This is a genomic window from Haladaptatus sp. DYF46, assembly GCF_021083305.1.
GTDB lineage: Archaea > Halobacteriota > Halobacteria > Halobacteriales > Haladaptataceae > Haladaptatus.
This window is the reverse complement of record NZ_JAJFAY010000010.1, coordinates 99098-125392: the sequence shown is the minus strand read 5'-3', so window position 1 is coordinate 125392 and position 26295 is coordinate 99098. Positions and strand designations below refer to the sequence as shown.

30 protein-coding genes are annotated in these 26295 nt (G+C 54.3%); 20 read left to right on the top strand and 10 right to left on the bottom strand.

Features of this window, described 5'->3' with window-relative positions; translation table 11 throughout:
• On the bottom strand, nt 1-124 hold a 124-nt coding region (locus LJF34_RS26610; protein WP_231188554.1), incomplete at its 3' end, for a cold shock domain-containing protein.
• Between the two features lie 158 nt (nt 125-282).
• Between LJF34_RS26610 and LJF34_RS26605 the strand changes: the two genes are divergently transcribed.
• The 6 genes from LJF34_RS26605 to LJF34_RS26580 all read left to right on the top strand — a co-directional run bounded on the left by LJF34_RS26605 (nt 283) and on the right by LJF34_RS26580 (nt 3994).
• The gene (locus LJF34_RS26605; RefSeq protein WP_231189325.1) at nt 283-711 is read left to right on the top strand and encodes a hypothetical protein; all 429 of its coding nucleotides are present in this window, start codon (nt 283-285) and stop codon (nt 709-711) included.
• A gap of 144 nt (nt 712-855) precedes the next feature.
• Nucleotides 856-1455 (top strand): hypothetical protein, encoded by a 600-nt coding sequence (locus LJF34_RS26600; protein ID WP_231189320.1) that lies wholly within the window; start codon nt 856-858, stop codon nt 1453-1455.
• Between the two features lie 407 nt (nt 1456-1862).
• Nucleotides 1863-2054 carry a helix-turn-helix domain-containing protein gene (locus tag LJF34_RS26595; RefSeq protein ID WP_342765912.1) on the top strand — a complete coding sequence of 64 codons (192 nt, stop codon included), beginning with the start codon at nt 1863-1865 and terminating at the stop codon, nt 2052-2054.
• A gap of 462 nt (nt 2055-2516) precedes the next feature.
• The gene (locus tag LJF34_RS26590; protein ID WP_231189319.1) at nt 2517-2762 is read left to right on the top strand and encodes a hypothetical protein; all 246 of its coding nucleotides are present in this window, start codon (nt 2517-2519) and stop codon (nt 2760-2762) included.
• Nucleotides 2763-2863: 101 nt separating this feature from the next.
• On the top strand, nt 2864-3538 hold the full coding sequence (locus LJF34_RS26585; protein WP_231189318.1) for a helix-turn-helix domain-containing protein: 675 nt from the start codon (nt 2864-2866) through the stop codon (nt 3536-3538).
• Between the two features lie 78 nt (nt 3539-3616).
• Complete coding sequence (locus tag LJF34_RS26580) at nt 3617-3994, top strand: hypothetical protein (protein WP_231189317.1); 378 nt, start codon at nt 3617-3619, stop codon at nt 3992-3994.
• A 444-nt stretch (nt 3995-4438) separates the two neighbouring features.
• On the opposite strand, the gene LJF34_RS26575 is transcribed toward LJF34_RS26580, so the two are convergent.
• Nucleotides 4439-4807, bottom strand: coding sequence for a helix-turn-helix transcriptional regulator (locus LJF34_RS26575; protein WP_231189316.1), 369 nt, complete (start codon nt 4805-4807; stop codon nt 4439-4441).
• A 371-nt stretch (nt 4808-5178) separates the two neighbouring features.
• Between LJF34_RS26575 and LJF34_RS26570 the strand changes: the two genes are divergently transcribed.
• From LJF34_RS26570 to LJF34_RS26550, 5 genes are all read left to right on the top strand, one after another.
• On the top strand, nt 5179-5889 hold the full coding sequence (locus LJF34_RS26570; RefSeq protein WP_231189315.1) for a phosphoglycerol geranylgeranyltransferase: 711 nt from the start codon (nt 5179-5181) through the stop codon (nt 5887-5889).
• A gap of 679 nt (nt 5890-6568) precedes the next feature.
• Nucleotides 6569-6850, top strand: a complete 282-nt coding sequence (locus LJF34_RS26565; protein WP_231189314.1) for a ribbon-helix-helix domain-containing protein — start codon at nt 6569-6571, stop codon at nt 6848-6850.
• Nucleotides 6843-7127, top strand: coding sequence for a type II toxin-antitoxin system RelE/ParE family toxin (locus tag LJF34_RS26560; protein ID WP_231189312.1), 285 nt, complete (start codon nt 6843-6845; stop codon nt 7125-7127). Before LJF34_RS26565 ends, LJF34_RS26560 begins: the two co-directional genes overlap by 8 nt.
• Nucleotides 7128-7680: 553 nt before the next feature.
• On the top strand, nt 7681-8637 hold the full coding sequence (locus LJF34_RS26555) for a DUF3267 domain-containing protein (protein ID WP_231189310.1): 957 nt from the start codon (nt 7681-7683) through the stop codon (nt 8635-8637).
• 674 nt (nt 8638-9311) lie between these two features.
• The gene (locus LJF34_RS26550) at nt 9312-10247 is read left to right on the top strand and encodes a hypothetical protein (protein WP_231189308.1); all 936 of its coding nucleotides are present in this window, start codon (nt 9312-9314) and stop codon (nt 10245-10247) included.
• Nucleotides 10248-10256: 9 nt separating this feature from the next.
• Here LJF34_RS26550 and LJF34_RS26545 read toward each other — a convergent pair whose 3' ends face one another.
• From LJF34_RS26545 to LJF34_RS26535, 3 genes are read right to left on the bottom strand one after another with little or no spacing between them, the layout of a single operon-like run.
• The gene (locus tag LJF34_RS26545; protein ID WP_231189306.1) at nt 10257-10466 is read right to left on the bottom strand and encodes a hypothetical protein; all 210 of its coding nucleotides are present in this window, start codon (nt 10464-10466) and stop codon (nt 10257-10259) included.
• Entirely contained in the window at nt 10454-10624 is a 171-nt protein-coding gene (locus LJF34_RS26540; protein ID WP_231189303.1) for a hypothetical protein, read from the bottom strand. The genes LJF34_RS26545 and LJF34_RS26540 overlap by 13 nt, the downstream gene beginning before the upstream one ends.
• Complete coding sequence (locus LJF34_RS26535; RefSeq protein ID WP_231189302.1) at nt 10621-10878, bottom strand: winged helix-turn-helix domain-containing protein; 258 nt, start codon at nt 10876-10878, stop codon at nt 10621-10623. Before LJF34_RS26535 ends, LJF34_RS26540 begins: the two co-directional genes overlap by 4 nt.
• Nucleotides 10879-11097: 219 nt before the next feature.
• Between LJF34_RS26535 and LJF34_RS26530 the strand changes: the two genes are divergently transcribed.
• From LJF34_RS26530 to LJF34_RS26500, 7 genes are all read left to right on the top strand, one after another.
• Complete coding sequence (locus LJF34_RS26530) at nt 11098-11520, top strand: hypothetical protein (protein ID WP_231189300.1); 423 nt, start codon at nt 11098-11100, stop codon at nt 11518-11520.
• 10 nt (nt 11521-11530) lie between these two features.
• On the top strand, nt 11531-12934 hold the full coding sequence (locus LJF34_RS26525; protein WP_231189299.1) for a hypothetical protein: 1404 nt from the start codon (nt 11531-11533) through the stop codon (nt 12932-12934).
• 117 nt (nt 12935-13051) lie between these two features.
• Nucleotides 13052-13360 carry a hypothetical protein gene (locus tag LJF34_RS26520; protein WP_231189298.1) on the top strand — a complete coding sequence of 103 codons (309 nt, stop codon included), beginning with the start codon at nt 13052-13054 and terminating at the stop codon, nt 13358-13360.
• Nucleotides 13361-13610: 250 nt separating this feature from the next.
• The gene (locus LJF34_RS26515) at nt 13611-16316 is read left to right on the top strand and encodes a hypothetical protein (RefSeq protein ID WP_231189297.1); all 2706 of its coding nucleotides are present in this window, start codon (nt 13611-13613) and stop codon (nt 16314-16316) included.
• Entirely contained in the window at nt 16313-16573 is a 261-nt protein-coding gene (locus LJF34_RS26510; RefSeq protein ID WP_231189296.1) for a hypothetical protein, read from the top strand. Before LJF34_RS26515 ends, LJF34_RS26510 begins: the two co-directional genes overlap by 4 nt.
• A gap of 179 nt (nt 16574-16752) precedes the next feature.
• Nucleotides 16753-17634, top strand: a complete 882-nt coding sequence (locus LJF34_RS26505; RefSeq protein ID WP_231189295.1) for a hypothetical protein — start codon at nt 16753-16755, stop codon at nt 17632-17634.
• Complete coding sequence (locus tag LJF34_RS26500) at nt 17627-20374, top strand: TraM recognition domain-containing protein (protein WP_231189294.1); 2748 nt, start codon at nt 17627-17629, stop codon at nt 20372-20374. The genes LJF34_RS26505 and LJF34_RS26500 overlap by 8 nt, the downstream gene beginning before the upstream one ends.
• Here LJF34_RS26500 and LJF34_RS26495 read toward each other — a convergent pair.
• From LJF34_RS26495 to LJF34_RS26485, 3 genes are all read right to left on the bottom strand, one after another.
• A complete protein-coding gene (locus LJF34_RS26495) occupies nt 20371-20889 on the bottom strand; it encodes a helix-turn-helix domain-containing protein (RefSeq protein WP_231189293.1) in 519 nt (172 codons plus the stop codon). The two genes, LJF34_RS26500 and LJF34_RS26495, sit on opposite strands and share 4 nt — an antisense overlap.
• A 1518-nt stretch (nt 20890-22407) precedes the next feature.
• Nucleotides 22408-22617, bottom strand: coding sequence for a hypothetical protein (locus LJF34_RS26490; RefSeq protein ID WP_231189292.1), 210 nt, complete (start codon nt 22615-22617; stop codon nt 22408-22410).
• A gap of 315 nt (nt 22618-22932) precedes the next feature.
• Nucleotides 22933-23424 (bottom strand): Lrp/AsnC family transcriptional regulator, encoded by a 492-nt coding sequence (locus LJF34_RS26485; RefSeq protein WP_231189290.1) that lies wholly within the window; start codon nt 23422-23424, stop codon nt 22933-22935.
• 270 nt (nt 23425-23694) lie between these two features.
• Between LJF34_RS26485 and LJF34_RS26480 the strand changes: the two genes are divergently transcribed.
• Both LJF34_RS26480 and LJF34_RS26475 read left to right on the top strand, forming a co-directional pair.
• Nucleotides 23695-23901, top strand: a complete 207-nt coding sequence (locus LJF34_RS26480) for a transcriptional regulator (RefSeq protein WP_231189287.1) — start codon at nt 23695-23697, stop codon at nt 23899-23901.
• Between the two features lie 478 nt (nt 23902-24379).
• Nucleotides 24380-25219 carry a helix-turn-helix domain-containing protein gene (locus LJF34_RS26475; protein WP_231189285.1) on the top strand — a complete coding sequence of 280 codons (840 nt, stop codon included), beginning with the start codon at nt 24380-24382 and terminating at the stop codon, nt 25217-25219.
• A 79-nt stretch (nt 25220-25298) separates the two neighbouring features.
• On the opposite strand, the gene LJF34_RS26470 is transcribed toward LJF34_RS26475, so the two are convergent.
• Together LJF34_RS26470 and LJF34_RS26465 are read right to left on the bottom strand one after the other, a co-directional pair.
• Nucleotides 25299-25601, bottom strand: a complete 303-nt coding sequence (locus LJF34_RS26470; protein ID WP_231189283.1) for a HalOD1 output domain-containing protein — start codon at nt 25599-25601, stop codon at nt 25299-25301.
• A gap of 254 nt (nt 25602-25855) precedes the next feature.
• Nucleotides 25856-26275 carry a SprT-like domain-containing protein gene (locus LJF34_RS26465; protein ID WP_231189280.1) on the bottom strand — a complete coding sequence of 140 codons (420 nt, stop codon included), beginning with the start codon at nt 26273-26275 and terminating at the stop codon, nt 25856-25858.
• Nucleotides 26276-26295 lie beyond the last annotated feature (20 nt).

Below are 26295 nucleotides of genomic sequence, written 5' to 3'. Positions count from 1 at the left end.
CTTCCGTCAGATCCTCACCGCCAACGTCCTCCATGTGGAAGAACACGTCGTCGTCAGCATCCTCAGTCGCGATGAAACCGTAGCCGCCTGTATCGTTGAAGAAATCAACCTTACCGTTTGCCATTACAAACAATTGTACAACCGGGCGATGTATAAGGGTTCCGAGAGTCACGGTACCGCGACCCGTCGTCATTAATCGGTGCATGTGCGTGCCACCATTTGTCGAAGCTGAGCAAGACGCATTGTACGAACGTTGATTGGCCTTGCCATCCTACTAGGCGCATGGCTGAGTTTCCAGACGAGCGACAGCTCGTACTACGAGCGCGATCCCACTTGGAACAATGGACGAATAGTGCCCGGACGGCGGCATATGCTGAACTGTTCGACGGTGACGAGCCGATCCTCACAGCGGACGAACTCCAACTCCTCGATGCCCTCGATTCTGAACTGGAACGACAGGGCGGCGATGGTGTCTGGGGAACCGACCAGTACGGAATCCACACGGCGGGAACCTCAAGTTCGGATACCTCGCTCGGCGTCGTCTGCGTCTATCACCCACAGATCACCACAGACTCTGTCCTTCGTGGAGCAGACGAACTCGACGACGAAACCGAAGAACTGCTCAACGCCGCACTCTGGCAATACAGTGAGCGTGTCGCAACCCTCATCGAAGCAAAACTCAACGAGTTCGTCCGCCGGATGCAGGGCTAGCCGCGCATTCTCGTGGTTCGTCAACCGTGGACCCTCCCGGCTAATCAGTGACGCAGTCGCTGAACCCGTCGAAGCCTCTCCGTTGCATTCGGGACACCCATCCTTGACCACAGGACTATCCGCCTAGAGCACCAAAAGTGCGAGATGGCAGATAACAAATCGGGACGAGACAAACAAGCGGACGACGCCGAAAGACGCCAGCGAGAGCGCAGTATCGCCGAGGAATTGGAGCGTGGGGACGAACCGGAGCCACCGGTCGAAGCGGGAGCACTCACCGACCTTGAGCCGGAACTCGAATCGCTAGAGTTTCCGGCGACAGGAACCGAGGTCGTCGATGCAGTCGGCGACCGCGAGGTCAAATCAGTCGACGGGATCTATGCCATTGAGGAACTGATTCCGGATACGGACGAGGAGGCGTTCGATTCTCCTGCTGCCGTCCGAGTACGGGTCCAGCGGCCGGCAGTCGCCGCTGCCATGAAACGGGTCGTGGGAGCTAGCCAGATGCTTCCGAACACCGATTTCCGGGGGTCACAACGTGAAGCCTACGAGAAGACGTTCCAGGAACTCAAAGCGATCGACGCCGATGACAACGACGAAGGGATTCAGGCGCTCAGCGACTGGATCGTCGAGCAAGTCCGTGCCAAAGAAAAACTTCCGGGATCCAGGGCAGTCCGTCGGCAAGCGGCGAAATTTTGCCGGGCAAACGGGTACCATGTCGGGAACGACGAGTGGCTCGGCATATAGATCAGCGACCAGTGAGCGAGTGTGAAACAGAATAGTGCACCATATCTGTGGGTGAACAATACACGCGGAGTAGCTCTCTATCGATCAATTTCTCCCTCTCTTTTACCTGGGTCATTACACGTCACGTCTCCGTGAAAATGTCCCTCGTTTATGCGAGTGGGCAACCAGTGGTTTTGCATGCTCGAGGACGACCCACCCTCTGTCGACGAAGATATGGCACGACTCCGCTTTGAACTCCGCGTAACGTGATATGTATATGGGTGGCAATCTATTCCTAGAGAAATAACCGAAATTATCCGGTATTGACCAGGGGTGCTGGCCTGAATTGCTGGTGTGTCTGATCAGTTATTTCAGCCAGACATTGACGAGTGTGTGGCAGTGGTCGTCTTTCAATTGGCAGCAGGTGACTGCGTACTTGTTCGTCTGTTTCAGAACGTCATTTCGGATTTCCAAATGAGCAACAAACGCCACTGATAGCCGCGTATGAGCAGGGATGGTATGAGATTCCACGCCGGACAACAACTGAGGATCTCGCTGCTGAGATCAGGGTTTTACACCAAGCGATTTCCGAACGACTTCGACAAGGGCAGTCTTGTTGAAAATTCTATTGTTCTCGGCCAGGGTGCCGATAAACCCAGCAAAACGGGGGTCGAAATGAACCCCTTGGGAAAGCAACCATGCTGATTAATCATTTCTAGTTCGGACCTGAGCGTATGACAACTGAACGGCTCCTCACCTGCGTTGACTGTCAGTGGCGAATAAGCACCCGCGAGCATTCGTCGCATGAAGTCAATCGGCGTGCAATACGGCATTTTCGTGCGACCGGGCATCAGGTAACCTCCCCATCGTGGAATTTCTATGAGGGGGCGGATCCGTCTAGGCAGCCAGTAATGCAGTGTTCATCGTGGTTCCTCCGTCGGTAGTCATAATTCAGCTACGACGACCACGGCGGAGCTCGTCAACTGCTATTTCTCTTTCGCTCTTATGGCGTCTGTTGAACGTGCGGTCGCAATTCTTCCCCAGATACTGCTAAAACACCCGGTCGCTGCCGTGCTGAATTCGTGATCGGTACGGCAGGGCGGGCAATAGATGTCGTCACACCAGCGAATCTGCTGGCACAGATTCGTGGCCCGACACTCAGAGACAAACTGTTTTCACCAACATACGAAACCAACGGACGCCACGGAACAGTGATGTTCCAGTACTACGGTTATGAAATGACAGTCACTGATGACAGAACAGTGAAGTTAAACTCGCTCAATCCAAGCGAAACAAGTAGTATTCAGTTGTTAGTTATCGAACACTGATTCTTCGTCTCCTAGCGAAAATAACTTCCTCCACAACCGACTACGTCTGCCAGCTACCATTTTAGACGCATCTACCCAAGCTACTAAGATTGTATACATAGATGGGTCAGAGACAGATGGCAGTTATTGTTGAGCTGTCACTCCCGCCCGAGGACTTTCCATTAGGAACGGTGCTGACTGCAGGAACAGCGGTTCATCTCGAGTTCGAGCGAGTTGTCCCAGTTGGCGCCGACGTCGTCCCTATTTTTTGGGCCTGGAATGGGGACTTCGATAGCTTTGAAGACCGGGTACGAGCGGATCCACGTGTTCAGCAGCTCGTTGCCATTGACGAGATCGATGACCGACGTTTGTATCTTCTCAACTGGGATATCCCATCTGGTGCGTTTCTGGAAAGTCTCACCGTCGCAGAAGGGATCATTCGGAGCGCACATGGGTCCGGTGACGAGGATTGGGAGTTCGAATTATTGTTCCCTTCGCATGATCATCTGACGCGCTTTCACAATGTAAGCCGCGACAATAATATCGAGTATATACTTGGGAAAATGCAGGCACTACAAGATGCTGGCGCGTCCCAATTAGCAAATATCGTCACTGACAAACAACAAGAAGCACTCGTGCTTGCCTTCCAACGTGGCTATTTCAGGACACCGCGGCAGGTGACACTCTCAGAATTAGCAACAGAGCTGGATATTAGTCAGCAGTCACTCTCTGATCGCATTCGACATGGCGTTGAAGCGATTGTCGAATATGTCCTCTTCCGCACGTCAGAAGTATGATTTCCACTACTATTCTTTTAAACTACCCTGTTTGAACAGACCAATCCCTTTTCCAACTGGCTCTGCTACCTCCATAGAATGAGCCCGTCGGATGACGATGATGATCAACGCTGTTCTCTTGATGAACACTTAGACCTCATCGCAGATGCACAACGTCGGCAGATTTTGAGCTATCTGATCGAGAATGCTAATCGTCCCATTCCCCTCGAAGCACTGCTTGAAGAACTCATGTCCGATGGAAGTACTGATTCTACACTATCTCGGGAGCGTCTCTTAATTCATCTCCACCATATTCACCTCCCAAAATTAGCGGATTATGGTGTGATCGAGTACAATTCCTCACTCCAGCTCGTTTCGTATACTGAACACCCACGATTAGAAGCACTATTACATTCAGAACAAATCGAGAGCGATGAAACAGGAGGTGATTCGAATGCGGACGATCCAAATTCGTAGCCCGTACCAGTAGAAATGTGTAGTCCACCTTTGGCCTCCCAAGTTGATACCGTCGTTAACAGCTTCGTTTTACTTGCGATTCACCGCCTTCACGCTTCTTACTACGAATCGACATAGTGAGAGAAATCGGTATAAGGGGAGCTGTCCTTCGTTCTCGGAAACTGTCTAGATCATAAAACAGCCGCACCACACAAGGCCGGTTCACTATTAGTGTGGAGTGGGACTTCTCTGTGCTCCATTGGTGATGGTGCCTTAACACTGTTAATAATCTCCACACCCGCTTAGTGCAACAGGAGGAAGTGAGACGAACGGATCTCAACTCGCAAACACTGTCTTCGTGTTACTTGACGTGCTCGCGATGAGGACAGTCATTTTCGCACTGTCTCCGTTCGCAGGAGCCTTCCCGTAAGAGACCAGACCCGAATCGAGTCCTATTTTTGATGGCTACTCTGGCGTCACAATATCGTGCATGAATTGGTGATACTCTTCGACTGCCCAGTCACCACGACCGACAGTCGCATACGCATTCCGTCGCTTATCGCTCGCTTTCGTTTGTTTCGAGATCAGTCCTTTCTCGACGAGTCGATCAAGGCCGGGATACAATCGGCCGTGATTGATCGGCTCAGGATAGATGTCTTCCAGAGCTTCCTGCAGATCGACACCCTCAGCGGGCCCTAAGCGGTAGATGAGACACAAGAGGTGTGCCTGAAAGGCAGTGAGATCGGTCGGGAGATTATAGGACGCAAAATCAAGACCGAATTCGTTCTCGTCTGTGTCAGCACTATTGTCCTGGTCGGATTTTGAATTAGTCATACTGGAGTGACTAATCATCAATACTTAAAATCTACTATTACTACGACAGCAAAATGGTGCTAGCTGAGTAGAAGAGTTGGTACTCAACACTCACTATTTGTGGGAAGAGAAGCGTATTGGTTGCTTTGATCCCCGAGAAAATCTTCGGGGTGAGTCAGAATTGCCTCACAGTGCTTTGTGGAATCCAATTGATACTCATAGAGACTAATACTTCTAACAGGGGAGAATCCTGAACGAACTGATACACACGACTTCCATTTCGACAACGGGGAGTGAGACACGAATATCTCAGAGAACTAAGATAGTGCACAAAAGTGGATCAATTTTTGCGGAAAGAAAGTGGTTTGCGTGTCATCGCATTACGGTGAGCTATGGTGGCTGTGTGGGCGCAGTGGGAGCACGTCACGAAGGTCGACCCGGATAAAGCACTCCACGACGGGGATACCTACGCTGGCATCGCTAACACAGGAACGGACGCAATCATCATCGGTGGTACCACGAACGTCACGGAAGCACGCGTGCAACCGATTCTCGATGCACTCGCTTCTACCGAGATTCCCATCTTTGTCGAACCGACCTACCGCCCGTCACCGTCTCATCCGGAGGCACTTTCGGGCTATTTGCTACCGATCGTCCTGAATGCTGATGACCCCTTGTGGATCACAGGAGCACACCACGAATGGATTCGCTCATCCGATCTTGAGTGGGACTACGTCCAGCCAGAAGCCTATATCGTCCTGAGTCCGGCGTCATCAGTTGCGACGCTCACCCAAGCGGACTGTGATCTCGATATTGATGACGTCGTTGCCTATGCTGAACTCGCAGAACAGGTCCTCGGCCAAGAAATCGTCTATCTCGAGTATTCTGGCATGCTTGGTGATCCAGCTGTTGTCGCTGCCACACGAGATGCACTCTCGTCAGCACAGCTTTTCTATGGTGGTGGAATTCACGACTACGATTCGGCCTACGAGATGGCGAGTGTCGCTGATACGGTCATCGTCGGGGATGTACTTCATGACGCTGGTATCGAGACCGTCGAGGAAACCGTTCGTGGCACAAAAGATGCAAAGAACGACTCGTGATCTTACGCTCTACGATGTAGGTGGTGATTTACCGTCTGTTTTCAATACGATGGGAATGAGAAAAAGACCTATAACAACTCACAACTGGTACGTTACTGTGGCAAGCAAGACGGCCACCGGCTTGCTCTCCCGACCACTGGTCTGACATTGACCAGATCGACGGCGTTTCTCCGTCGAGAGCCACGGTCGTACGGAGCTTGCCCGCGCCGATGACTGGGACAACCGGAAGAAGCGGCACTTTGCGGGCCACTACGCCCTCGCCAGACTCGAAACGCTCCCCTCCTACCCATGTAACGCTCACAGGGGTAGCGGAGATGAGTTGGTCCCCGATGACGCGGAGGCGTGGAACAGGCTACAAACGTCTGCCTGAAAACCCTTGCTCGCAAGAGCAGGGGAGAGTAGGTTGCTGTTCGTCATTCCAATGATCGAGAGTGCGGGCTCGCAATTTGTTGCTCGTTGGTTAGTATACTAACTTCGAAATTCCTTCCTTGTCATGGATATCGCGTAGCAGTGTAAGCGGATCTGATACCGATTCACAAAAGTCTTCATACGTGCCACTGTGGCTGTTTCTCGACCGGTTGAATTTGCGATGACCGATTCAGAGGATGTAGTCAGCAGCGAGCCAAGAGTGGGGACTTCGACGAAACAACTATTGGTAAGACGCACGTATTACTAGCGTATGTCCAAAGCAACTACGGGAGGGAACGGTGAGGACGATATCGTCACCGTGAATTTCAAAGTCACTGAATCGTTCCTCAACGAGATTGACGACACATGGCAGGGCCGTGGCTTCAACAGTCGAAGCGAGTTCATCCGCTACACGCTCCGAGATGGCGTCGAATTTCCAACGTTCGACCGCGACGAACTCATCGCACTCCTCGAAGCCGAGGAAGACATCCGCGAGGGGAAGACACTGAGCGCAGATGCGGCCCGCGAGCAGTTCGGGACGGACGATGAGTGATGAGGAGTGGACATGGGAGCTCTCCTCGACGGCACAAGGCGACCTCGACGCACTCTCACCCACCGAACAAGACCGTATCCTCGACAAACTCGATGAGATCGTTACTTCTCCGTGGCGAGATCCGCCAGACTACGGCGAACCATTGCAGAACAGCCCGTACAAGAAGATACGCATCGGCGAATTCCGCCTCTCTGTGACCTTCCGACAAGGCGAACAGCGACTAGTCGTCGCGAGAATCAAGCGACGCGGCGGCGCGTACACCGCTGATGATGACTAACCTACTTGCTCCTCACGTTAACCAATACGCGCGTTGTATCATCGCACGATATTTCTGACAGCACTAACAAGTATAGAGAACCACTGTCTGAGTTCTTCTGCTACTGCTTAGTAGCGCGGGGAGGATATTACCCGCTCAATTTCTCTCGTCTTTGTCGTCTGTTTTTACATTCAGCGACTAGCACATGTGGGACCTCGTGTCTGGTACCTCTCGTTCATGATTCGGGCAATGTCCCATTCTCTTATCCCCAGCCACCTGTTTAATGATAAAATATATCTGGGGGAAAATTAATGGACAGCTGTGGCACGTACGCCACAGTGTCGGTCTGCACTCACGTTAGTCAGTCTAGCTCATGAAGCCGCTCAGTACTTCCCTGTGGGACTGATCAACGTGAATGCGTTCCCTCTACGCCATCAGTGAGTTCCAACCTGCAAACCCTCGCTCATACAAGTGGGGGAGAGTAGGTTGCTGTCATCCATTTCATCTGTAACGACTGACGTCCTTCTGTTCCCCCAAACGGATTTATACACATCTACTCAGTATTCGAACTGTGATGAACTGGAAGAAAACACCCCAAATCGCCTGGCGCGGGATCACACAAACATGGAACCACTACCACCGCCTCCGCTTCGGCGTTGTCCTCCTCATTCTGTGGGCTGCCGTGTTTATCATTGATAATCCGACTCCAGCAACGATTACCAGCTTCGAGCAATGGACGGTCGGTATCACGTTCTTTGTGTTTCTCATCAGCAGCCTCACGCTGATTCTCGATTCGCTGACCCAGGCAGTTGCCGCATGGCGAACCACTCCCTTCACAGATCTAAAGACATGGGGTGAGTCTCCTACTCCCCCGGACCCCGCGCCGATACTCAGTACAAATGGCTATGAACCACACTCACTTGTCGAGAGCTCGAACTTCGAGTTCTCTGGGCGTGCATCCGTGAGCTGTTTCCCGCTGGTTGCACTCGGCTGGTTTGCCATCTTTGCCATCCCTCTCCTCCGAGAGTCGTACCCCGCCGTCCCCAATCTCTCACCACTCGGGTACCTCGCACTCACTGGTGGTATTGTGCTTGGCATGATCGTCATCCATGAAGGGTTGCATGGGCTTGTTGCTGCTGCTTATGGAGCGGATGTCTCGTTCACACTCACTCTCGTCGGTCCAGCAACCATCTATGAGAATACGGTTCTCTCCCGCTGTGCACTGATTCTGATTACAGCAGCCCCATTTCTTGTCATTACGCCCCTCGCTGTTGGCCTCGCACTCTCGGGTACCTGGGTACTGATGGCGATCGGTGCTCTCGTGCTGTTGTTCCACACGGGAATGGCGGGTGGAGATCTGTATCAGGTGCTGCACTGGTTGTCGGAACCACCAGGAACGAAGTTCTATCCATCGGCAGACGAAGGAATGGTTCGCTACTATCCCACCGGGGTTGATTTACCAGCACAATCTGTACTCGCACGGGTGGATGCAGGAATTGCTCGGGTGACCGCGCCATTGAAAATCTCGTGATTACTTTGCAGTTTTCCAGTTGCCGTGAGAGTCTGATTTCTGTCGCTGTAAGCGGTATCTCTTTAGTTTATTGTATTTTCATGTCTCCCCCGTCCTGATCGATTTCTTTTTGTTGGTATAGTCTGCTAACGTCTCGTGCTATACCTTATCCAAATTCAAATTGTATATTTGAATTAAAGTGCACAAATCTTATCTAGATAGATGTAATAACGTATTCTAGAAACAACGCCTGCACCGAAACGCCAGTGATTCCTCCTATGACACCACCAACCGCTGATACAGATGACCACGGATCGCATAGTCGACGGGCGTTTCTCGCGACAACCGCTAGTCTCGGACTTGCGTCACTGTCCGGGTGTGTGTATGGCAGTGGAATTGGTGCGGTTGATGATGGATCGAACAGCACCAATAGTACGAATTCAACAGAGAACACACCGTCGGGACTCGATCCGACACAGTACGCCGACCAGTTCAAGCACCAAGTCAACATCGCGAAGAAAGGCGCAGACAACACGGGGAAGCAAGCGATCGATGATGTCCTCGAGCAGGTAATCGACAACGATACACTCGTCTACTTCCCACCCGGTCGGTACAAGCTCAATACGAGCCATCGTCACGTTGGACTTCGCAATCTCGGGATCATCGGACAGAACGCAGTCCTCACGCACGGACGTGTGGACGCGATCGAGGGATTCGATGTCACCAAGGGGGAGTATCACGGCCCTGCTCAGCATTTCAAAATCGGGGTGCCTGATACACCACACAAGGGACGCTTCGTGTTTGGTGGGTTCACAGTTGATTGGCGCGGGAAGAACGAAGGGATGCAGATTCTGAACCATCATACGGCCGGGAAATCGGTGATTCAGAATATCCGGCAAGTCGGGATGCACTCGCTCGGGTGTCAGGGACCATTTCGACTGAACCCCGCGACTGAGAATGCGTTCATTCGGGCCCGGAATATCGACATTCGACATGGTGGGCTCACCTACCAAAAAACAATCAACACGCGAGATACCTACGACGGCGGGCCGTATGCCGGTCGGTCGTGGGCGACGTCGGGGATTACGATGCATCCACGCACGCAGGGGAAGCTCCGCTTAGAACGGGTCATCTGTGGCGGGTGGCCTGATAACGGAATCTACGTGATCGGCGGCCATCCAGGTACAGGAGACGGCACCGTTGAAGTGATAAGCTGCATTGCAGGCAATTCACAGGCATCGAACATCCGAATTGGTGGGACGGACTCGAAGATCATCGGGTGCAAGGTCATCATCGACCAGTCGTTCGGAAACAAGTTCTACTACGAGCAGCGTCCCATCCGGCTAGATGATGGTTCCTGTACGGTCAAGAATACCCAAATTATCCAGAAGAAGCCGACTGGATGGAGTCTCACTGTCCTCCATGGGGTGCAGAAAGCGTTGATCGAGAACGTCTCGATAGCAATCCACGAGACGCCCACGAAAGCACTCGTTGTCGATGATGCAGCAAACAACGTCACGGTTCGAAATATGCAGGTTCAGACGCCCGGCTGGCAGGCGACGAAGAATATGCTCTTTCGCGGGTCGGGTGACGTAATGGAGAATATCACGGTTGATGGGAAGCCGGTTTGATCCCGACCATTATACAGTTCTGATTTTCCGGAGAACGAGCAAAACACAGGTGAGAGAGACAAGGAAGGCTACTCGCTTTGCCCACACACCCGGAAGGTACATCGAAAGGTAGTACCAGAATCCGATGAAGGAGAGACCAAACGCGAGGAACGGAGCTCCAAATGCAAACAAAATCGCGGATGCACCTTTTCCGATAGCTCCCATCGTCACGCCCTCCATTTCGCAATGAGGAAGGTGCCAAGGATGATAATGATGGCACCAGATCCCTCGATACCGAATACGTAGGTAACGATAACAGCGGCGAGAATCGCGCCCCAGAAGCGTACTCTTCGACTGTGCTTGATCGCATCGACGATGGTGGTTTTGAGTGCGCTCATGAGTTTGTCTCTTGATTGTCCTCGGTGTTTTCGCGCGGGTCAGTAAGGAGGTGGTACAGTGCGGATTTGGCGTGGATGTTTTCGACATAGCCCGCTGCTTCCAGCACTTCTAATCGCTGATGGATATACTGGCGGGTGTAGCCTGTTTCGTCGACCAGATATGATTGCGTTCGATCGCCTTCGTGAAACAGGTCGAGGATTTGCTTGTCAACATCCTTTAGTCGAACCATCGGCTGCAATTCGTAGCGTATCATACGTAAGTGTTGTCTGTCATTGTCCTTTTGTAGTTTACGGACAGTCAAATACGAAAAGACACTACTGTCCGTAAACTATTTATTTCTAGTTCTAATTGAGTAGGATGGAATATGGTTCCTTCAAGAAACCACGAACAGAGCGACGGAAGTGAGTCAGAAACAGCATCTAGCAATTCCGTTTCACAGATAATTGCAGGGACGGTTGACACTGGTGTAGAGTTGGTAGACACAGTGGCCGTGCGTGCTGGTCGAGCAGTTGGAATCAAGGACGAGACGGTTGCAAAAGCTATCCCGAAGGCATACAGTGTCGCGCTTACGTCGGGGCTCGTTATCGGTCGTGCTGCTGCCCAATCGAGCGGGAGCGTAAACGTCTGTAATCAATCCAAGTTCATCGGACAGGCACTCCCGTTCTTCCTCACCGCTGGCGGGACGTTCCTCGTTGGTGCGTACGCGCTGAGCCAACTCATCGGTGGAGGTGGACAAGCACTCTCGATGTCGAGTGGCAAGCAAGGGACGTTCAAAAGCATGCAGATGGATGGGCACAAAGGCTTCATTAGCGCCCTTGTCGGTCTCTCGTTGCTCGGCATCATGATGGGCTGGATGGCCTTCCCGGTCGACACCAGCTGTCTACCCGGTGTCTAAGGAGGAAAGCATGCACGCCAACACCCGACGAGTGTTGGTTGTCAGTCTCGCCATCAGCCTCCTCGTTCCGATGCTGATTACCTCGGCGATCGCCGCCACTCCGCACTCGTCACAACCAATGCTCCAAATCACTCCGCCCAACGGATCTGCGGCCAATAATTCGACGACAACGACGCCAACCAATGGCTCGCATGCGCCGGGCAGTGGCTCGTCTGGGAGTGGTGGCTTCGGTGGGTTCATGCCGGATATTCCAGGTCCGAAAGAGACCGCAAAGATCGCGATCAATTATCTGGCTGGGACATGGCTTGCCAACCAGCTCACTCAGGCATTCAAGGACTTCATCAACGCGTTCACCGGCTTCATCGTTGGGACGCCATACCCGACGAACGATGGCTACCTCGGCATCCTTGGCTACCCTGTGGAGAATCAGAATCCCAATTGGAACGCTGTCTTCTGGCAGCTCTATGTTCCATACGTCGGTTCAACGTCGATGATACTGCTAGTGTTGAACCACTGGTTTTCCGCGATCAAGGTCACGACGCCCGGCATCGGACAGCATCTTGATGGGAGTGATTTGCTAGTCAAGACGACGGCTGGCGGGATGTTCATCGGCCTCTGGTGGCAGATCGGGACGGCAATTGCCCGGCTGAACAATGCACTTGCGACCACGCTTGCCCCGAGTGGGGCAGAAATGGTCACGACGTTGAATGGGCTCGTGAAAGTGGCCTCCGGTGCGATCCTCACTGTCGTCTTGACACATGGTGCGGGCGTCTCGGAAGTTGCTGCTCTGGCACTCATGTACGGCACGCGCCACGCGCTGCTCATCCTCTATCAGGTGTGCATGCCGCTCCTGGTGATCATGGCACTCACGGCACCGGCTGAGTGGATGCGCGGCTTCTTCGCGCGGTTAGCGTGGCACTACATCACGCTGCTCATCCTCGTCTTCCCGGCGGCCTTCCTCCTCCGGCTTGGACTGATCATTGACTTCGATTTCGGATTCGGTCCGCTTGGGGACGTGCTCGCCGGAATGGGTTTCCTCGGTGGTGCGATTCTGTCGGTCGCGATCCTCGGCTGGACATCGATCGCAACGCGGCGCTACGCGGGAAAGATGAGCAAGGCAGCGAACAAGAGTCGCCCCTCGAAGGAGGGAATCGAGAAATCCTACGAGCGTGCCAAAGAGCGCAAAGAATCAGCGACCACGTGGATCCAGTCCCGTGAGCACCAGTTACGAAACATTCGTCAACGCGCTGGTGAGCGCACGGCATCCGCTAAGCAATGGGCCCGGAGTAAGCGAGACGGATTTCGAGCCGTTCGGACCGATGGCGGGAAGGAGGGCATGCGGAAGCGACGTGTGAACAGCCGGGATTGGGAGTACACAGCAGAATCGAACAGAGCGAGCCCAGACGATGACTGACACCACGAACCGACTTTCAACCACGGAGGACGGGACTTGTCCTCCCATTCGCAGTCAAACAGTGTCGTTTGATAACGGCACTGTGCTGCGGTGATCCACTACATAACCAGATTACCCATGTCAGATTCACCCGGAGCAGAAGTTCTCGATCAAATGGCCAGCGGACGGGATGTCTTCGGCCGGTGGGACATGAACGAACTCGTTCGTGCCATCTATCCGGCACTCGGGATCTTGGTCCTCACGCCATTCCTCCCGAAGCGACTCCAACTCGCGGGCATCCTCCTAACTCTCGCTGCGCTAGCGGGTGCAGGGGTTGTGCTCGCTGTCGAACCGGCGTACCTCACAGCAGGTGAGTTCGTCGCCCAACGGACGAAATGGCTCACCCGGCAATCCGTGAAGCTCCATTCCCGTCAGAAGCGCCGCTAACCCACAGTATCGCCCGCAAACCAACACTCCGACATTCAAACCAATGAGTCAGAACGCTCAACCCCCAAACGAGCATCCGACCGCACAGAAGCTTTTCCAAACAGTCCCCCTCGTCCGTCGATTCGTGACGAGTACCAGCGGCCAATCCACCCAAGAGTGGGTTCCCGTGAATCGGCCACTTCCGGCACACAACGCAGTGGAATTGGCAGACCGCTCGGTTGTTGCCGCGATCCGCGTCGACCCAGCAAACATGAGTACGAAAACGGCATCCCAATGGGAGGACCGCATCAAGCAGCTGGATGAAGCCCTCTCAACAACCGTCGATTTCGAGATTGAGCAATACAGTACGCTTCGCTCGCTGGATAAGCAGAGCTATCGCGAGGATTATCACGAGATGGCGGCTGAACGCCCTGACGAAAAGGACCTCACGGGGATGAATCGGCTTCAGCGTCGCCTGCTCGATGAACGAGTGGAAATCATCGACGACGACCACGAGAGTGTGCTTGTTCGCGAGCACTACATCCTCGTGAAGGTCATGCCGGTCGAACTCTCCGAATCGTGGGACGATGCTGCCGGACTCTTCGGGAGTGCGACCAACCTCCCGCTGATCGGTGATCAGATCAAGGCTCGCCGGATGAACAACTACGGCGACGACCTCGAGCAGCTTCGCACTGACCTGACTGCTCGGCTGAACAAGCGGGTTGAAAGCGTCGTTCAGGCACTTGGGAGTGTTGATGGGATCACCGGGACGCCCATCTCACTTGTGGAGTTCACGCGGTTGCTTCGCTCCTACTACCGAGCGGACAATGCAGCCACGATTCCCGATGAGACGATTCGGGCACTGATCCATGATTCACCGGTTGTAGGCGCGAACGCGGATGTAGACGCAGATTACGAGGTCGATGTACAGACGAAAGACAGCGATCCGATCGCCGAAAGCTATCGATCATTTCTCGCTCCCGAGTCGGTTCGGTATGATGATCAGCGCTATCTCGTCCTGGACGAAGAGACCTACGTCCTTGGGCTGTGGGTCGAGAATTGGCCAGAGAACCCTGATATCGGTATGTTCCGAGACGTATTGAACACGCCTGGCGTGCATATTACGCTCTCAACACACGCACTCGGCGTCTCCAAATCCGATGCCCGGCAACAATCCCAGAAGAACAAGATCAAACACAAGAGCGACTACGAGAAGAAAGAGCAAGAAGGCCATTGGGGAGCCGAGTCAGCCTATCGCAAGTGGCAAGCAGCTTCTGACATCGAAGATTCACTGACCGAATCTGGGTCGGGGCTGTTCATGACATCGACGTATGTGAGCCTTCGTGCCAGCTCTGAAGAGCAGCTGCTGGATGCGGCGAAGACGATGAAACAGCGATTCAAAGAGCAACCTGCTCGGTGCGAGGTTGTGCCAGCACACTTCCAGCAGGAAGAGATGACCCACTCGGCCGCCCCGCTCGTCTACGATTCGATGAACAAGGCGACACCGATGCTTGGGCGTGCACTGGCGAAACAGATGCCCTACACGTCGAACAACATCTACGAGCCATCGGGAATTGAGGTTGGCATCCATCACGATCGGGACGAACCCACGATTGTCGATCCGTACCTGCGGGGAATGGGCTACAATATGATGGTGTTCGGCAAAATCGGGAGCGGCAAGTCCACCACGTCGAAGAAGATCCTCACTCAGCTCAAAGAGCGCAATCCCGAGATGAATGTTGTGCTCATCGACCCTCTCGAAGGGCTTGCGGGCCCGTCGAAGCTCTTCGATGCCGAGCAGATCGTCGTGGGTGGTGAGACGGGGCTCAATCCGCTGGAAATCAAAGAGACGCCCGAGGAGAAGCTATCGGTCGTTGGGCGAACCACGCCGTTCAGCGAGGCGATGGAGCGCTTCATCAGTTTCGTGGAGACGTTCTACGACCTCGAAGGCCGAGAATTGGAAGCCGAGAAAAAGAACGTCTGGGAGAAAGCCGGACGCCGTGCCTACAACGAGAAAGGCATCACCAAGGACCCGAGCACGCACGGTAACGAATCGCCAACGCTCCGTGATGCGATTCAGGAGATCGCGCACATTGCTGGGGTCGGTGACAACCCCGACATTCATCAGATGGGCGACCTTCTTGACGCTGATTTGAGCGAAACGGACGTCCCACTGCGAACCCGCGAAGCAGCCGAGCGAGTTCTCTCAGAAGATATCGAAGCGTTCCGCACACGCTATCGCCACTTCACGAAGGAAACTGGCTTCGACTTGAACGCTGATGGCGGGAGTTTCTACCTTGATCTGCAGCTCAAGGAAGGGAAAGGTGAGACGGGGCTGATGCTCGGGTTGCTCCTCACGTCGGTTTACGAAATGGCGAAGGAAAGCGACGACCCGACGATGATTCTCATTGACGAAGCGCAGTATCTCACCAAGCACGCGGACAACCTGACGTTCCTGGAGCAGGTTGTCCGTCACTCTCGGCACTACGACCTCTCATTGTTGTTCTCTACGCAGTCGATCAGCGAGTTCTACGCGAAAGACGACGAGGGGACGAGTGCGCTCAAATCGCAGGCAGAGGTCATCTTCAACAACTCCTCGATGATGTGCTTCCACCACTTGGACGATATGACGCCCGAGTTCGGGAGTGAAATTGGGCTCAATGCCGAGGAAGCAACCTTCGTCAATAGTGCTCTACCGGGGGACAAGGACCGTGGGTACTCGGAAATGCTGCTTGCGGTGGACGAAGACGGAACGCGAGAGTGCTACCCGCAGCGGGTTGAGATGAGCATGGATGTGAATCCGGTCGAGTTCTCGATCGTCGATTACGAACCGAGTGACCACGGGAATTGGCACGAGTATTTAGAGCGCCAGCTTGGCGATCGCTTCGATGATGGGCAGCAATCCGGTGATGAGTCGGAGAGTGAGCCAGAGACACACCGTTCGGTAGTGGCGGCTGACGGAGGTGAGCAGGAATGAGCCTCCTCTTCCAGGCTGTCGAGATGGTAGTGACCGCGTTTCAGACACTCGCGAGTGTTCCCCTCATCCAGCCGCTCTCAACATTCCTCGCTGAGCGGATGTTCGCAGTCTTCTTCACGAACAGTCTCGTGCCGGCGTTCCTGGGCTACTCGGCACCGAAACTCAACGCACTGCTCGGTGATATCGTCGCGTCGTATCTCGCGATCATCGGTGTGCTAATCGGAGCCTCGAAAATCATTCCGGGGGCAGGCCGATGAGTCGCTTCAGTCGGTCCGCTGAGTACAGTGCTGCACAATTCGGTGCAGAGTCTAATAGCCAAGCCAGTGATGAGCTCATTCGCGTTCGGCCATTCAAAGACGATGGCGGGATAGACACCGCAATCGAGTGGTTCGAATCCGTTCATCCCTCTCACTCTGACCTGAGTGGCAAGCGAAGCGTGCCCCGTGCAGCAGAGATCGTCTACGACGGCGAACAGATCAGCTTCCGGTATCTCCCGTGTAGCGACGATTTCCACTGGTTCCTCACCCGCCTTCGGCACAAGTATCCTGATTCAGACGTTCGGCGGGAAGAGGCCGACCTCATACACATCGATGAGGGGGATTACGTCGCCGGTGGTGAGTGGACGCTTCGTAAGCACCGATGGTGGCCAATTCGTCGCCGTGACCTCGAAGGCTTCCGCGAAGACGATCCCTACGAGACCGTCCTTGGCGATATCGTGGATGATGCGGTGAAAGCAGGCGGTGCAACTGGTCGAGAGCCAGTACGGAGCGTCATCCAAGTCATGTTTCGCCCAACAACGTGGAACTGGCAGACTGGACGGCTTCTCACGACGAATCTCACCGAACTCTACTACCATTTGAACGGCGTCTACACGATCCACGACCTCGCCGAGACCAAGCGCGAGAAAGAGACAGCCGATGCAACGGAGATCGGAAACGTCCTTGATCGGCGTGCAAAGGAGAAGGCGTTCGATGTGATGATTCGTCACCTCTCGGTCGGTGACGACAAGGAAGCGGTCAAACACCACGCCGAGGCGGTCGGTGCCTCCTTCGCGAGCTACTACAACTCAAAAACCGAGCAGGCGTTCATCGTCGAGCCGAGTCGTTCGCCGAATACATTGGCAGAAGCGATGGCCCGCCGGGAGTGGTCAGGCGAAAAGATGCTGCTCACGTCGCTAGAGATTGCCCCGATTGTGCATCTACCGCCAGCGGATATCTCGATTGCCCAGCTCGATCGCCGCCAGACCAAGCGCGGCGAAGAGGTACCAGTTGGATCCCACGAACACAGCGGGTACATCACGGGGGAGAAAGATGCTTAACCGGCTCTTCGGTGGTGGGGAAGACGATTCGACGGATGAATCACTGGGGGGTGAAGCCGAAGAGAGCGCTTCCGTTCCGACGACAATCACAAACGAACCGTACGGGTTCACGCAAACGGGTGCAGAGTACGCGGCGGATGGCATGACCGAAACCATCACTGAAACCGAAGAGCAGGGACCGGTGGCAGGCCCAGAGATCCGCGAATTGCTTGAACGCGCTCGTGATCACCCGGACATGCCATTGTGGTTGGGCTACAACGACAGTGCCCAGCAGGGCTTTGATCCAGCCCCTGTCGAGTTCAACCAGCTTTTCCAACATCTCTGGGTTGTCGGAACCACTGGCGCGGGGAAGACGACCGAGATGCTGAACTGGATGGTGCAGCTCGCCTGGGCAGGCTACGGGTTCATCTACTTCGACCCCAAGGCCGAAGACAGCAAAGAACTCCTCCAGAAACTTCCCGAGTATCGGCATGACGACGTGATCTGGATTGAGCCAGGTGACGACGACCACGATCGAAGTATCGGGATCAACTTCCTCGAAGTGCCGGACTGCGAGAGCGAGATGGAGCTTGAACAGCACGTCACAGACCGCATACAGGTGCTCAAGGCCGTTCTGTCGGGCGACGACTACTGGGGCCCACGGATGAACGCCATTGTTGAGTCGATGGCACGGGCGATGATGCAGGCGAATCACGAAATCGAGGACCGAGACGAGCAGTACTGTGTGCTCGATATGTATTTCGTCCTCCTGAACGCCCAACGGCGAGAAGATTTTGCCGACGAGATTGACGATCCGTGGGTTGGCGAGTTCGTCTCCGAAATCGCCGAGATGGATGACGATGCTGTGCGACCCGTGATTACTCGGCTGAAACCGTGGGTCGAGAGTCCTGTCACCCGTCGGATCGCAGGCTGTCGTGCGAGTACGATCGACTTTCGGGACATCCTCGATGATGAGAAGATCGTCATCGTTCGCACGGCCGTCTCCGACGATGATATCAAGCAACTCGTGACGCTCGGTACGCTTCGCCCGCTGTGGAATGCGATTCAAAACCGCTCGATCGAAGGCGCGGAGAAAACGCCATTCTTTGCGATCCTCGACGAGGCCGATCGCGTCCTCCACAAGAATCTTGACGTCGACGACATGCTGGCACGCGCCCGCTCGATGCGCCTCTCGGTGACGCTAGCATGTCAGTACCCGACGCAACTCAAAGAGTCAGGAGTGCTCAAGCCAGTCAAGAACAACTGCAACACGGGTGTGTTCTTCCGTGTGCTGGACGACGAAGACGCCCGCCCACTCACACGGCGGTTGAGTGACTGTGATATTGAGGACTTCACCGAGCTCGAAAACCATCGAATTTGGTCACGAATTCCGTTAGACGGCGGTACCCGGTTCTCTGGTGCGCTCAAGCTCAAGACATTCGCGCCGTATCCGAACATCCGCGATGAAGACGAAGCGGAGGAGATTATCACTGAAAGTCTGGGGCGGTTCGCAGTCCCGCCGCTCACGGACGACGAGATGATGCGCCAGCTCAAGTTTGGCGGGATGAACGAAACCGTCACGCCAGAGAAGGCGAGCGCCAAGACACTCGATACGGCTACCGACGAGCGATCGCGTGATGCGGCACTGAAAGCCATCTACGACGAGAGCATCCGACAGGGACAACCGGGTGAGTTCGTGCCGATTGATGCGTGTCTCGATCGACTCAATAGGTATCTTCCCGCGAGGGGTGGCGTTGAGACCGCCGAACGTGCGTGGCGGCATGTGCTCAAAGACATCCCTGAGGCATATCTCGACTATCGTGAGGAGAACGAGCAGGGGCAAGTCAAAGTGCGCTCTCGGAGCTTCATGAACATCGGCGATCGCGAGAATGACGGTGGCGCAGAACACTGGGCACCAATGGCTGATGCCTACGTCCCACTCACACAGCTCGGGTTTGTCGTTGATATCCTCGCACAGGATGGCGGTGACATGCCAGACGCGCTCGCCAGCGTCGAGGACGCATTAGACATCCCAGACGACGCAGACAATGAGGAAATCGCCGACGCTGTCGCACACTACCGAGAGCAGAATCCCGTGATGAATCGATTGGCTGGTGCTCGCGAGGTCTATATTGAAAGCGAACACACGACTGGCAATAGCCAACCCTCACAGACTGTTCGGAACGTCATGCAGGCGGTCAACGAAGGGAAACGATGCCTGCTCATCTCGCGGGAACAGACAGCTAGACGTGTTCATACGACGCTCCTCACAGAACCGAAGGGCTGTCACAAGAACCATTCCGTCGATGGCGAACAACGCTTCTACACGCTCACGGGTGACGTAGCGATCGACGGCGAGGTCATAACTCGTCCTGGGAGCAGCGACAACGTCTGGGTGTATGAGGAGAGCAGTGGGGAGTATGTCCTCCGCGACGACAACGGAACAGAGCACGCTCGCTTCGAGAACGCTGAGGCGATCTTCGAGGATGCTACTGCCTACCCGATGGGCGGCGACCGGTCCATAAAAGCGCCGATCATTCCCGACTATGACACGGACATGCTGGATTTCATCGTCGTCAAAGAAGACGCGAAGACGCCAGCAGACTTGTTCCTCTACCGGCCTGATGGTGACCATGTTCCGCTGGATATGCTTGCTACCGACGATGGAGAAGCTACCCAGACGGTCGCTGACGACGATCACAGCCACGCGGAAACCGAGTCAGAAGATGACGGCGGAGACATTGTTGACGCCCTCCGCTAATTGACGTCGAGCAGGTCGCGCATCTCTGCGACGTTCTCGTCACTCACTGCATCGCTTTTCGACGCCAGCAAGACGAGCGCTTTTTTGATTTTCTCCTGGTCGTCCAGCTGATTCTCGACCGATTCAAGCCGATTCTCGACAGCACCAACCCGCGCTGCTGTCTCGGCAGTTGGCGGTGGACTAAGTGCCGTGTCAGTCGTCTCGATGAACTCTTCTGCGAACTCGGTGAGTCGCCAGATCCGTGCTGGACGTCCACCGCCAGCGGGGTACTCTCGCTCACCAGTATCCTCGATCAGGCCCCACTCTTCCATCGTCACCAAGTGGTGATTAGCACTCCCAGTTGGCACGTCAGCACGCTCGCGAAGAATGGATGTGTTCAACTCACTTTCATCTGCATTGGCGAACGCAGCAAGGATGCTCCGGCGGTGCTGGCTCCCCTGGTTGAGCTTCCGCTCAATGATGTCCATCTGTGCACCCCAGTCCTCGTCGTCATAGTCGGATGTATCAGCTGGCATGAGTACTCACAAGCAAGGATAACGGAGTGAAACAACTATAATATTACGATTGTACCAAGTTGGTTTACCCAGGCCGAAGGAAGAGCCATGGGAACCAACCAATGGGCAAAAAATAGCGAAGCCGGGCTATCAGATAGAAACATCAGAAACTGGAAACAAGTGTGTGCGACACAACGCGGGGGGCTGGCACCCCCCGAATACAGAGTAGAATGAACCACCGAGAAACATAGACGAATCCACGACAGCAAGAGCCAGTGGGCACCCCCAATCTATCACAAAACAGATGATGAACAACACATGCGAAAAGAGGGCACCCCAACAGGCGACCAGCAGAAGCATCTGAGGTGATGCGAGAGTGCAGATAGCCGGGAGCAATAGCACCCGGACAGTCTACCAGAGCGAATTCTCGACGACACCCAGGACACGAAGAAGAGGACAGTCCACTCTGCAGAACAACCGAGAAAGAAGTACATCGAAGGAAGGGACAATCCACCGAGGTCACACGAGGAATACAGAGAGCGAGACAGTGGGACAGTCAGGCCGTGCCGATCCTAAAGGGAACAACAGACTGACGAAAAGGGGACGCCCACCACTGTACTTAGCGGGCCCGCTGAGGGCAACGCAGTGTAGCAGGAACAGCAACACAGCACTGGCGGCAAGCCGCCATGAGTAGCACTGGACAGTGTGCCGCACAGCAGAGAGGCTACAACAGCACAGCGACAGCGACCGCAACAGCAGACCTGGAATGATGGCCAGCACAAGCGAGTGGGGCCGTGATATCCTTGAACCAGGGATAGACGAGAAGAGTGGACAGTCTGGCCTGCCAGGGCATACTGAGAAACCCGCGAAGCGATAATATGGGGTGCCAGTATCCGCACTGGAGTGGAGTGCCAATGAGCGACACGCAGTCAACCAGTCTTGGTGCACTAGCTGGGGTGCCAGCAGCACGTACTCACGGAATGCCCGTGTGACAGCAAAGGTGGGGTGCCACATGGGCGCCATACTGGGGGTGCCAATATCAGAGCGACCGTCTTCCGCAGAACGCACGACGAGGAGCAGTGAACAGCACTGCCAGACTGTCCACGGGACGTCAGGGGACTACCCTGAGAGAAAAGAGTACAGCACGCTGGACTGTCCAAGATTGAGCAACACAGTAGAGACGAGCCGGCTAGAGCCCGGTGGACTGTCCTCTGCGTACCAGCAGGAGAGGGTCAGTTCCATTGATGGTGGGACTGTCGAGCGAGCGTTGTTTACAGCGGAACTCTGGTGTGTCCTGGAGGACTGTCAGGGGCAGGGGTTGACTGTCTATCCGGTGAAAAGCAAAGGAAATCCGGTGTGTTACCAGGAGGACGGTTAGAAGAACACCAACTGACTGTCTGGCTGGTGGAAAAACAGATGAAATCCGGTGTGTTTCAGCTGGGTGGGCACCCGTGTGTTTCTGCCGGCCGACTGTCCAGTGGTCACGAGGAGCGGTTATTCGGGCGGGGCGGTTCGGTATTATTCCTGTAGTGAGGATTCCTATTCGCCAGTCGAAACCGTCACCAGCATTTCCTCGAGCAGTGCGTCGACCTGTGGTGGGGCGCTGTAGGTGGCTTGCTGAGCGGATTGGTCATACTCAACCACCCCTGCATCAGCGAGTTTCGGGAGGTGGATATGATGGACCGCAATCTCTGTGTCCACGTCCCTCTCTGAGGGTTCCCGGCCGTCACCCTGTGTGAGCTCCGTCACCAATGTAGAAACAGACAAAGAAGCATCGGTGTTGCGAAGGCATTGGAGGAGAACCCGACGCCGGTGATCAGCAAGCAGCTTATATAATAGGGTAAGCTGTCCTGTTGTGGTGCTACGATCGCCAATCGCGTGTCTATCCTCGTGCATATTTGACCCTCGATTGGCTACACATATAATCATTTTTAATAATTATATTGGTAGGTTGTGAAATGCACACGGAGAGACGCGAATTATCGTTTTGTAACAGAGTTATTGTGCAATACCCGCACTATTAGCCTCAAGTACTGTGAAATACGCAATCAGATGGGTTGAAAATTAGCTATCACGCTGCTCCTCTGCCGTTTCTTCACTGAAATGGAAATGGTCGAATGGCTGCATATGCCGCTCGCGCATGATCTCGGAACTCTCGACCGTGACCCCTGACTCGTGCAATGTGTCCGTGATGCGCGTGATATCCTTTGTACTCGTCCCCACGACTTCGACGTAGATATTCCGCCGGCCAACCAGCATCTCGCGCACATCGACCACGCCCTGTATCTCGAGCATTTGCTGGACAAATTCGGATTGGTTGGTTGCGGGCACGGTACAGACGAACAGCACGCGCAGCGGGAGATTTGCTGCTTCGTAGTCGATCTCGGGATGATAGCCCTTGATGATTCCATCATCTTCGAGCGCTTCGATCCGGTTCCGGATGGTACTGGCCGAGACACCGACCGTTTCAGCCATCTCATCAGTCGTCGTATTCCGTGCGTCTCGCTGGAGATGATAGAGAATGCCGCGATCCACGTTGTCAAGTTCTCGACCCATACACAAGAATCGACCTCGTGAGGTAAATAGTGTATGAATAAGTGAGTGAACTCCTTCTCATAGATTCGGTCACAAATAGTTCTCTCTCTTCCTCAAACGAAGAGCAATTCACAAAATAGGGGCCATTTAACCGTGTCTGAGGTGACCACAAATTGGTGCATTATGATACTCGATACACAGCTCTCAGTACTCTCGAATCATCATAGACGGCGGGTTCTCCTCGCGTTAGTCGACAATGCGCCGCAAACCACACCCACTGGTTCCGCGGCCATGGTGGAGACAGACGGTGGAGAACAACCCCAGACAATTGCGATGCAGCACATCCATCTCCCGAAGTTAGCAGATCACGGGTTCATCGACTGGGATCAAGAAACACAACGCGTGACGAAGGGGCCACAATTCGATGAGATCGAGCCACTGCTCACCGTTTTGAGTGAGAATCAAGATGTGCTACCTGCTGGTGGGGCTCCCGACTAATCGATCGCAATCGAAAAACTGCCACAGATGTGGCAGCAAGGTACGGAGTGACGATTGGTTGGGACCCATCAGAACTCCGTACCAAGTAGAGGTTTGAGCTAGACCGGTATAACGCTACTGTGATTATGTGGGTTACTGATTATACATCTGAATGGCGAGAGTAGAAACTTATATCTCCAACTACTAATCTCGTCGAAATTACTCCCGCCGCGACTGTGAAATCAGCAATAATACCCCCATAAATTGCACATTCCGCATTGGCACTCTGTGATTATCCGAGTGAATATCGTGACAGCTGGTGAATTAGCAATGTGACTGTTCGGGGATGAGTGCCTTTGATACGTATTGACGCCCATATTCTACTATATGATGGACAGTGCTGTTGGGCGAGCACGATGGGTTCAACAACAACTGTCTTGTGAGCGACGCCAAAACGGTATGAACAACCCCGGTGTTCCCGGGCAGATGGTTGGGACCCATGAACGAGATAACTAATCAAGAGCAAGCGATCGATTTGTTGCAGCAACTCGGGTTAAAAGAATACGAAGCACGCTGCTTCGTGGCCTTAGCACGTCTGCCGAAAGGGACGGCCAAAGAGATCAGCGAGACCTCCGAAGTGCCGCGAACACGCGTGTATGATGCGATCCGCGTGTTAGAGACGAAAGGATTGGTCGAGATCCAACACTCGAATCCCCAGCAATTTCGCGCCGTGCCGATCGAGGAGGCTGCCGAGACACTGCGCCAGGAGTACGAATCACGGACGGACACGCTTGTCGAGGCTCTCGCTGCGATCGAGCCTGCAGAATCGAACGGTGGTGATGAAGAAATCACGCACGAAGTGTGGGCGCTCTCGGGAACGACCGCGATTGCGAATCGCACCCAGCAACTCATCGATGCCGCTGGACGAGAAATCGTGTTCATCGTCGGTCGAGAAGACGTTCTCACCGACGAATTACTCGAACAGCTCCAAGAGGCACTCGACACCGGTCTTGATGTTCTGATTGGCACGCAGACCGAGGACCTTCGTGAGCGGGTTGCAGAGGCACTGCCCGACGCTAATGTGTTCGTTTCGGGGCTAGAGTGGTTGCATAGCTCACCACTCGAAGTTGACGACGACACGACGATCAGTCGGTTGTTGTTGATCGACAAGAACACGATTCTGGTGAGTTCGGTCCACGAGATGGACACTGGTGGGATAGTGTCGGAAAAAGCAGTGTTTGGACGGGGCTTCGACAATGGAATTGTGGTGATTGCTCGGCGATTGATGGCGACCGGCTTACAGCCGGCTGATGATCCTGAAATGCCCGGCGACGAATGAGTGCGAGTGTGTTATCGGGATGTGTTTTTGCAGGAGCGAGTTCTCCGCATGACCGATGCTTTCGATTCGAGGCGTGTTTTTAGACAGGAGAAACGTTCACAGTGCCATTGCTTTGGACCGTGACGGAGTAGCCAGCGTACATGAACGAGATTAATGTGGTCGTATCGGTGTTTTTTGTCGTTGGTGGTGCAAGAATCGCGTCAAAGGCATCAGGGTCGATGGAGTCGTAGAGTGGACCGAGCTCCTGGTGGTCGCAGCTCGCTGCCTGAGCAGTTGTTTCGACGACAGCGGCACTCGGTTCTGTCGACGACCAGTCGTACTGATTTTGGATCCCTTCGGACGACCCCCTCTCGCCAGCGTTCGGTGAATCCTTCTCACTCATACTGTTCGATATGCAGGCGGTTGGCAAATATATTGCGTGAGGAATTGAGATACAGTACGGTAGAGCTATTGGTACGTCGAAATTCGGAAATTCCTCTATTCACCATAATCCGTGCTCACGGTTAGTATACCATACTGACTTTTGCGCTGCCACTGATCAAGTGCATCAATGAGAATCCAACCACAAAGCCGCAGTCCGCGAAAATCTTCCTCGTATCTATCCCTTATCGCGAGAACTACTTAAACGAGAATCGGTCAGTGACCATCGCTCTCCTCGACGGGTAGCGGTCCATCGCACTCACCACAACTGTACTGCTCGGGGTTACGGACGGTCTTCGAGCGTCGATACCGGGCAATCCGACCGCCGCAGTCCTCGCACACAAGCCACCACTTGGGTGTAGTGAAGCGTTTGCAATGCTGCGAGGTATCAAGGGCGTCCGTCCACTGGGCGAACGTTGTGCCGTGATCCGCGTCGCCAAACTTGTGGTACTGCCATGCGTGAATGAGTTCGTGGCGCACCGTCGAACTAAATTGCTCCCACCCGTGTTGTTCATAAGCCGCCCACGTGAGCGCGATCGTGATTGCCTCTGTTGTCGGGTCGTACTTCGTGACGCCCGATATCACTGGGCACATTTCGACTGTTAGATTCAGGAAGTATCCTGCTGAGATAGCCATTGAAATGAGCCATCGGTCGG

Excerpts from the sequence above, each read along its gene's own strand:
- LJF34_RS26495 (WP_231189293.1), bottom strand. The coding sequence starts at position 20,889 with ATGCCAGCTGATACATCCGACTATGACGACGAGGACTGGGGTGCACAG.
- LJF34_RS26540 (WP_231189303.1), bottom strand. The coding sequence starts at position 10,624 with ATGAGCGCACTCAAAACCACCATCGTCGATGCGATCAAGCACAGTCGA.
- LJF34_RS26535 (WP_231189302.1), bottom strand. The coding sequence starts at position 10,878 with ATGATACGCTACGAATTGCAGCCGATGGTTCGACTAAAGGATGTTGAC.
- LJF34_RS26560 (WP_231189312.1), top strand. The coding sequence starts at position 6,843 with ATGAGTGATGAGGAGTGGACATGGGAGCTCTCCTCGACGGCACAAGGC.
- LJF34_RS26515 (WP_231189297.1), top strand. The coding sequence starts at position 13,611 with ATGAGTACGAAAACGGCATCCCAATGGGAGGACCGCATCAAGCAGCTG.
- LJF34_RS26545 (WP_231189306.1), bottom strand. The coding sequence starts at position 10,466 with ATGGAGGGCGTGACGATGGGAGCTATCGGAAAAGGTGCATCCGCGATT.
- LJF34_RS26480 (WP_231189287.1), top strand. The coding sequence starts at position 23,695 with ATGGTGGAGACAGACGGTGGAGAACAACCCCAGACAATTGCGATGCAG.
- LJF34_RS26600 (WP_231189320.1), top strand. The coding sequence starts at position 856 with ATGGCAGATAACAAATCGGGACGAGACAAACAAGCGGACGACGCCGAA.
- LJF34_RS26510 (WP_231189296.1), top strand. The coding sequence starts at position 16,313 with ATGAGCCTCCTCTTCCAGGCTGTCGAGATGGTAGTGACCGCGTTTCAG.
- LJF34_RS26500 (WP_231189294.1), top strand. The coding sequence starts at position 17,627 with ATGCTTAACCGGCTCTTCGGTGGTGGGGAAGACGATTCGACGGATGAA.
- LJF34_RS26605 (WP_231189325.1), top strand. The coding sequence starts at position 283 with ATGGCTGAGTTTCCAGACGAGCGACAGCTCGTACTACGAGCGCGATCC.
- LJF34_RS26565 (WP_231189314.1), top strand. The coding sequence starts at position 6,569 with ATGTCCAAAGCAACTACGGGAGGGAACGGTGAGGACGATATCGTCACC.
- LJF34_RS26475 (WP_231189285.1), top strand. The coding sequence starts at position 24,380 with ATGAACGAGATAACTAATCAAGAGCAAGCGATCGATTTGTTGCAGCAA.
- LJF34_RS26575 (WP_231189316.1), bottom strand. The coding sequence starts at position 4,807 with ATGACTAATTCAAAATCCGACCAGGACAATAGTGCTGACACAGACGAG.
- LJF34_RS26570 (WP_231189315.1), top strand. The coding sequence starts at position 5,179 with ATGGTGGCTGTGTGGGCGCAGTGGGAGCACGTCACGAAGGTCGACCCG.
- LJF34_RS26520 (WP_231189298.1), top strand. The coding sequence starts at position 13,052 with ATGTCAGATTCACCCGGAGCAGAAGTTCTCGATCAAATGGCCAGCGGA.
- LJF34_RS26465 (WP_231189280.1), bottom strand. The coding sequence starts at position 26,275 with ATGGCTATCTCAGCAGGATACTTCCTGAATCTAACAGTCGAAATGTGC.
- LJF34_RS26470 (WP_231189283.1), bottom strand. The coding sequence starts at position 25,601 with ATGAGTGAGAAGGATTCACCGAACGCTGGCGAGAGGGGGTCGTCCGAA.
- LJF34_RS26485 (WP_231189290.1), bottom strand. The coding sequence starts at position 23,424 with ATGGGTCGAGAACTTGACAACGTGGATCGCGGCATTCTCTATCATCTC.
- LJF34_RS26555 (WP_231189310.1), top strand. The coding sequence starts at position 7,681 with ATGAACTGGAAGAAAACACCCCAAATCGCCTGGCGCGGGATCACACAA.
- LJF34_RS26580 (WP_231189317.1), top strand. The coding sequence starts at position 3,617 with ATGAGCCCGTCGGATGACGATGATGATCAACGCTGTTCTCTTGATGAA.
- LJF34_RS26525 (WP_231189299.1), top strand. The coding sequence starts at position 11,531 with ATGCACGCCAACACCCGACGAGTGTTGGTTGTCAGTCTCGCCATCAGC.
- LJF34_RS26585 (WP_231189318.1), top strand. The coding sequence starts at position 2,864 with ATGGGTCAGAGACAGATGGCAGTTATTGTTGAGCTGTCACTCCCGCCC.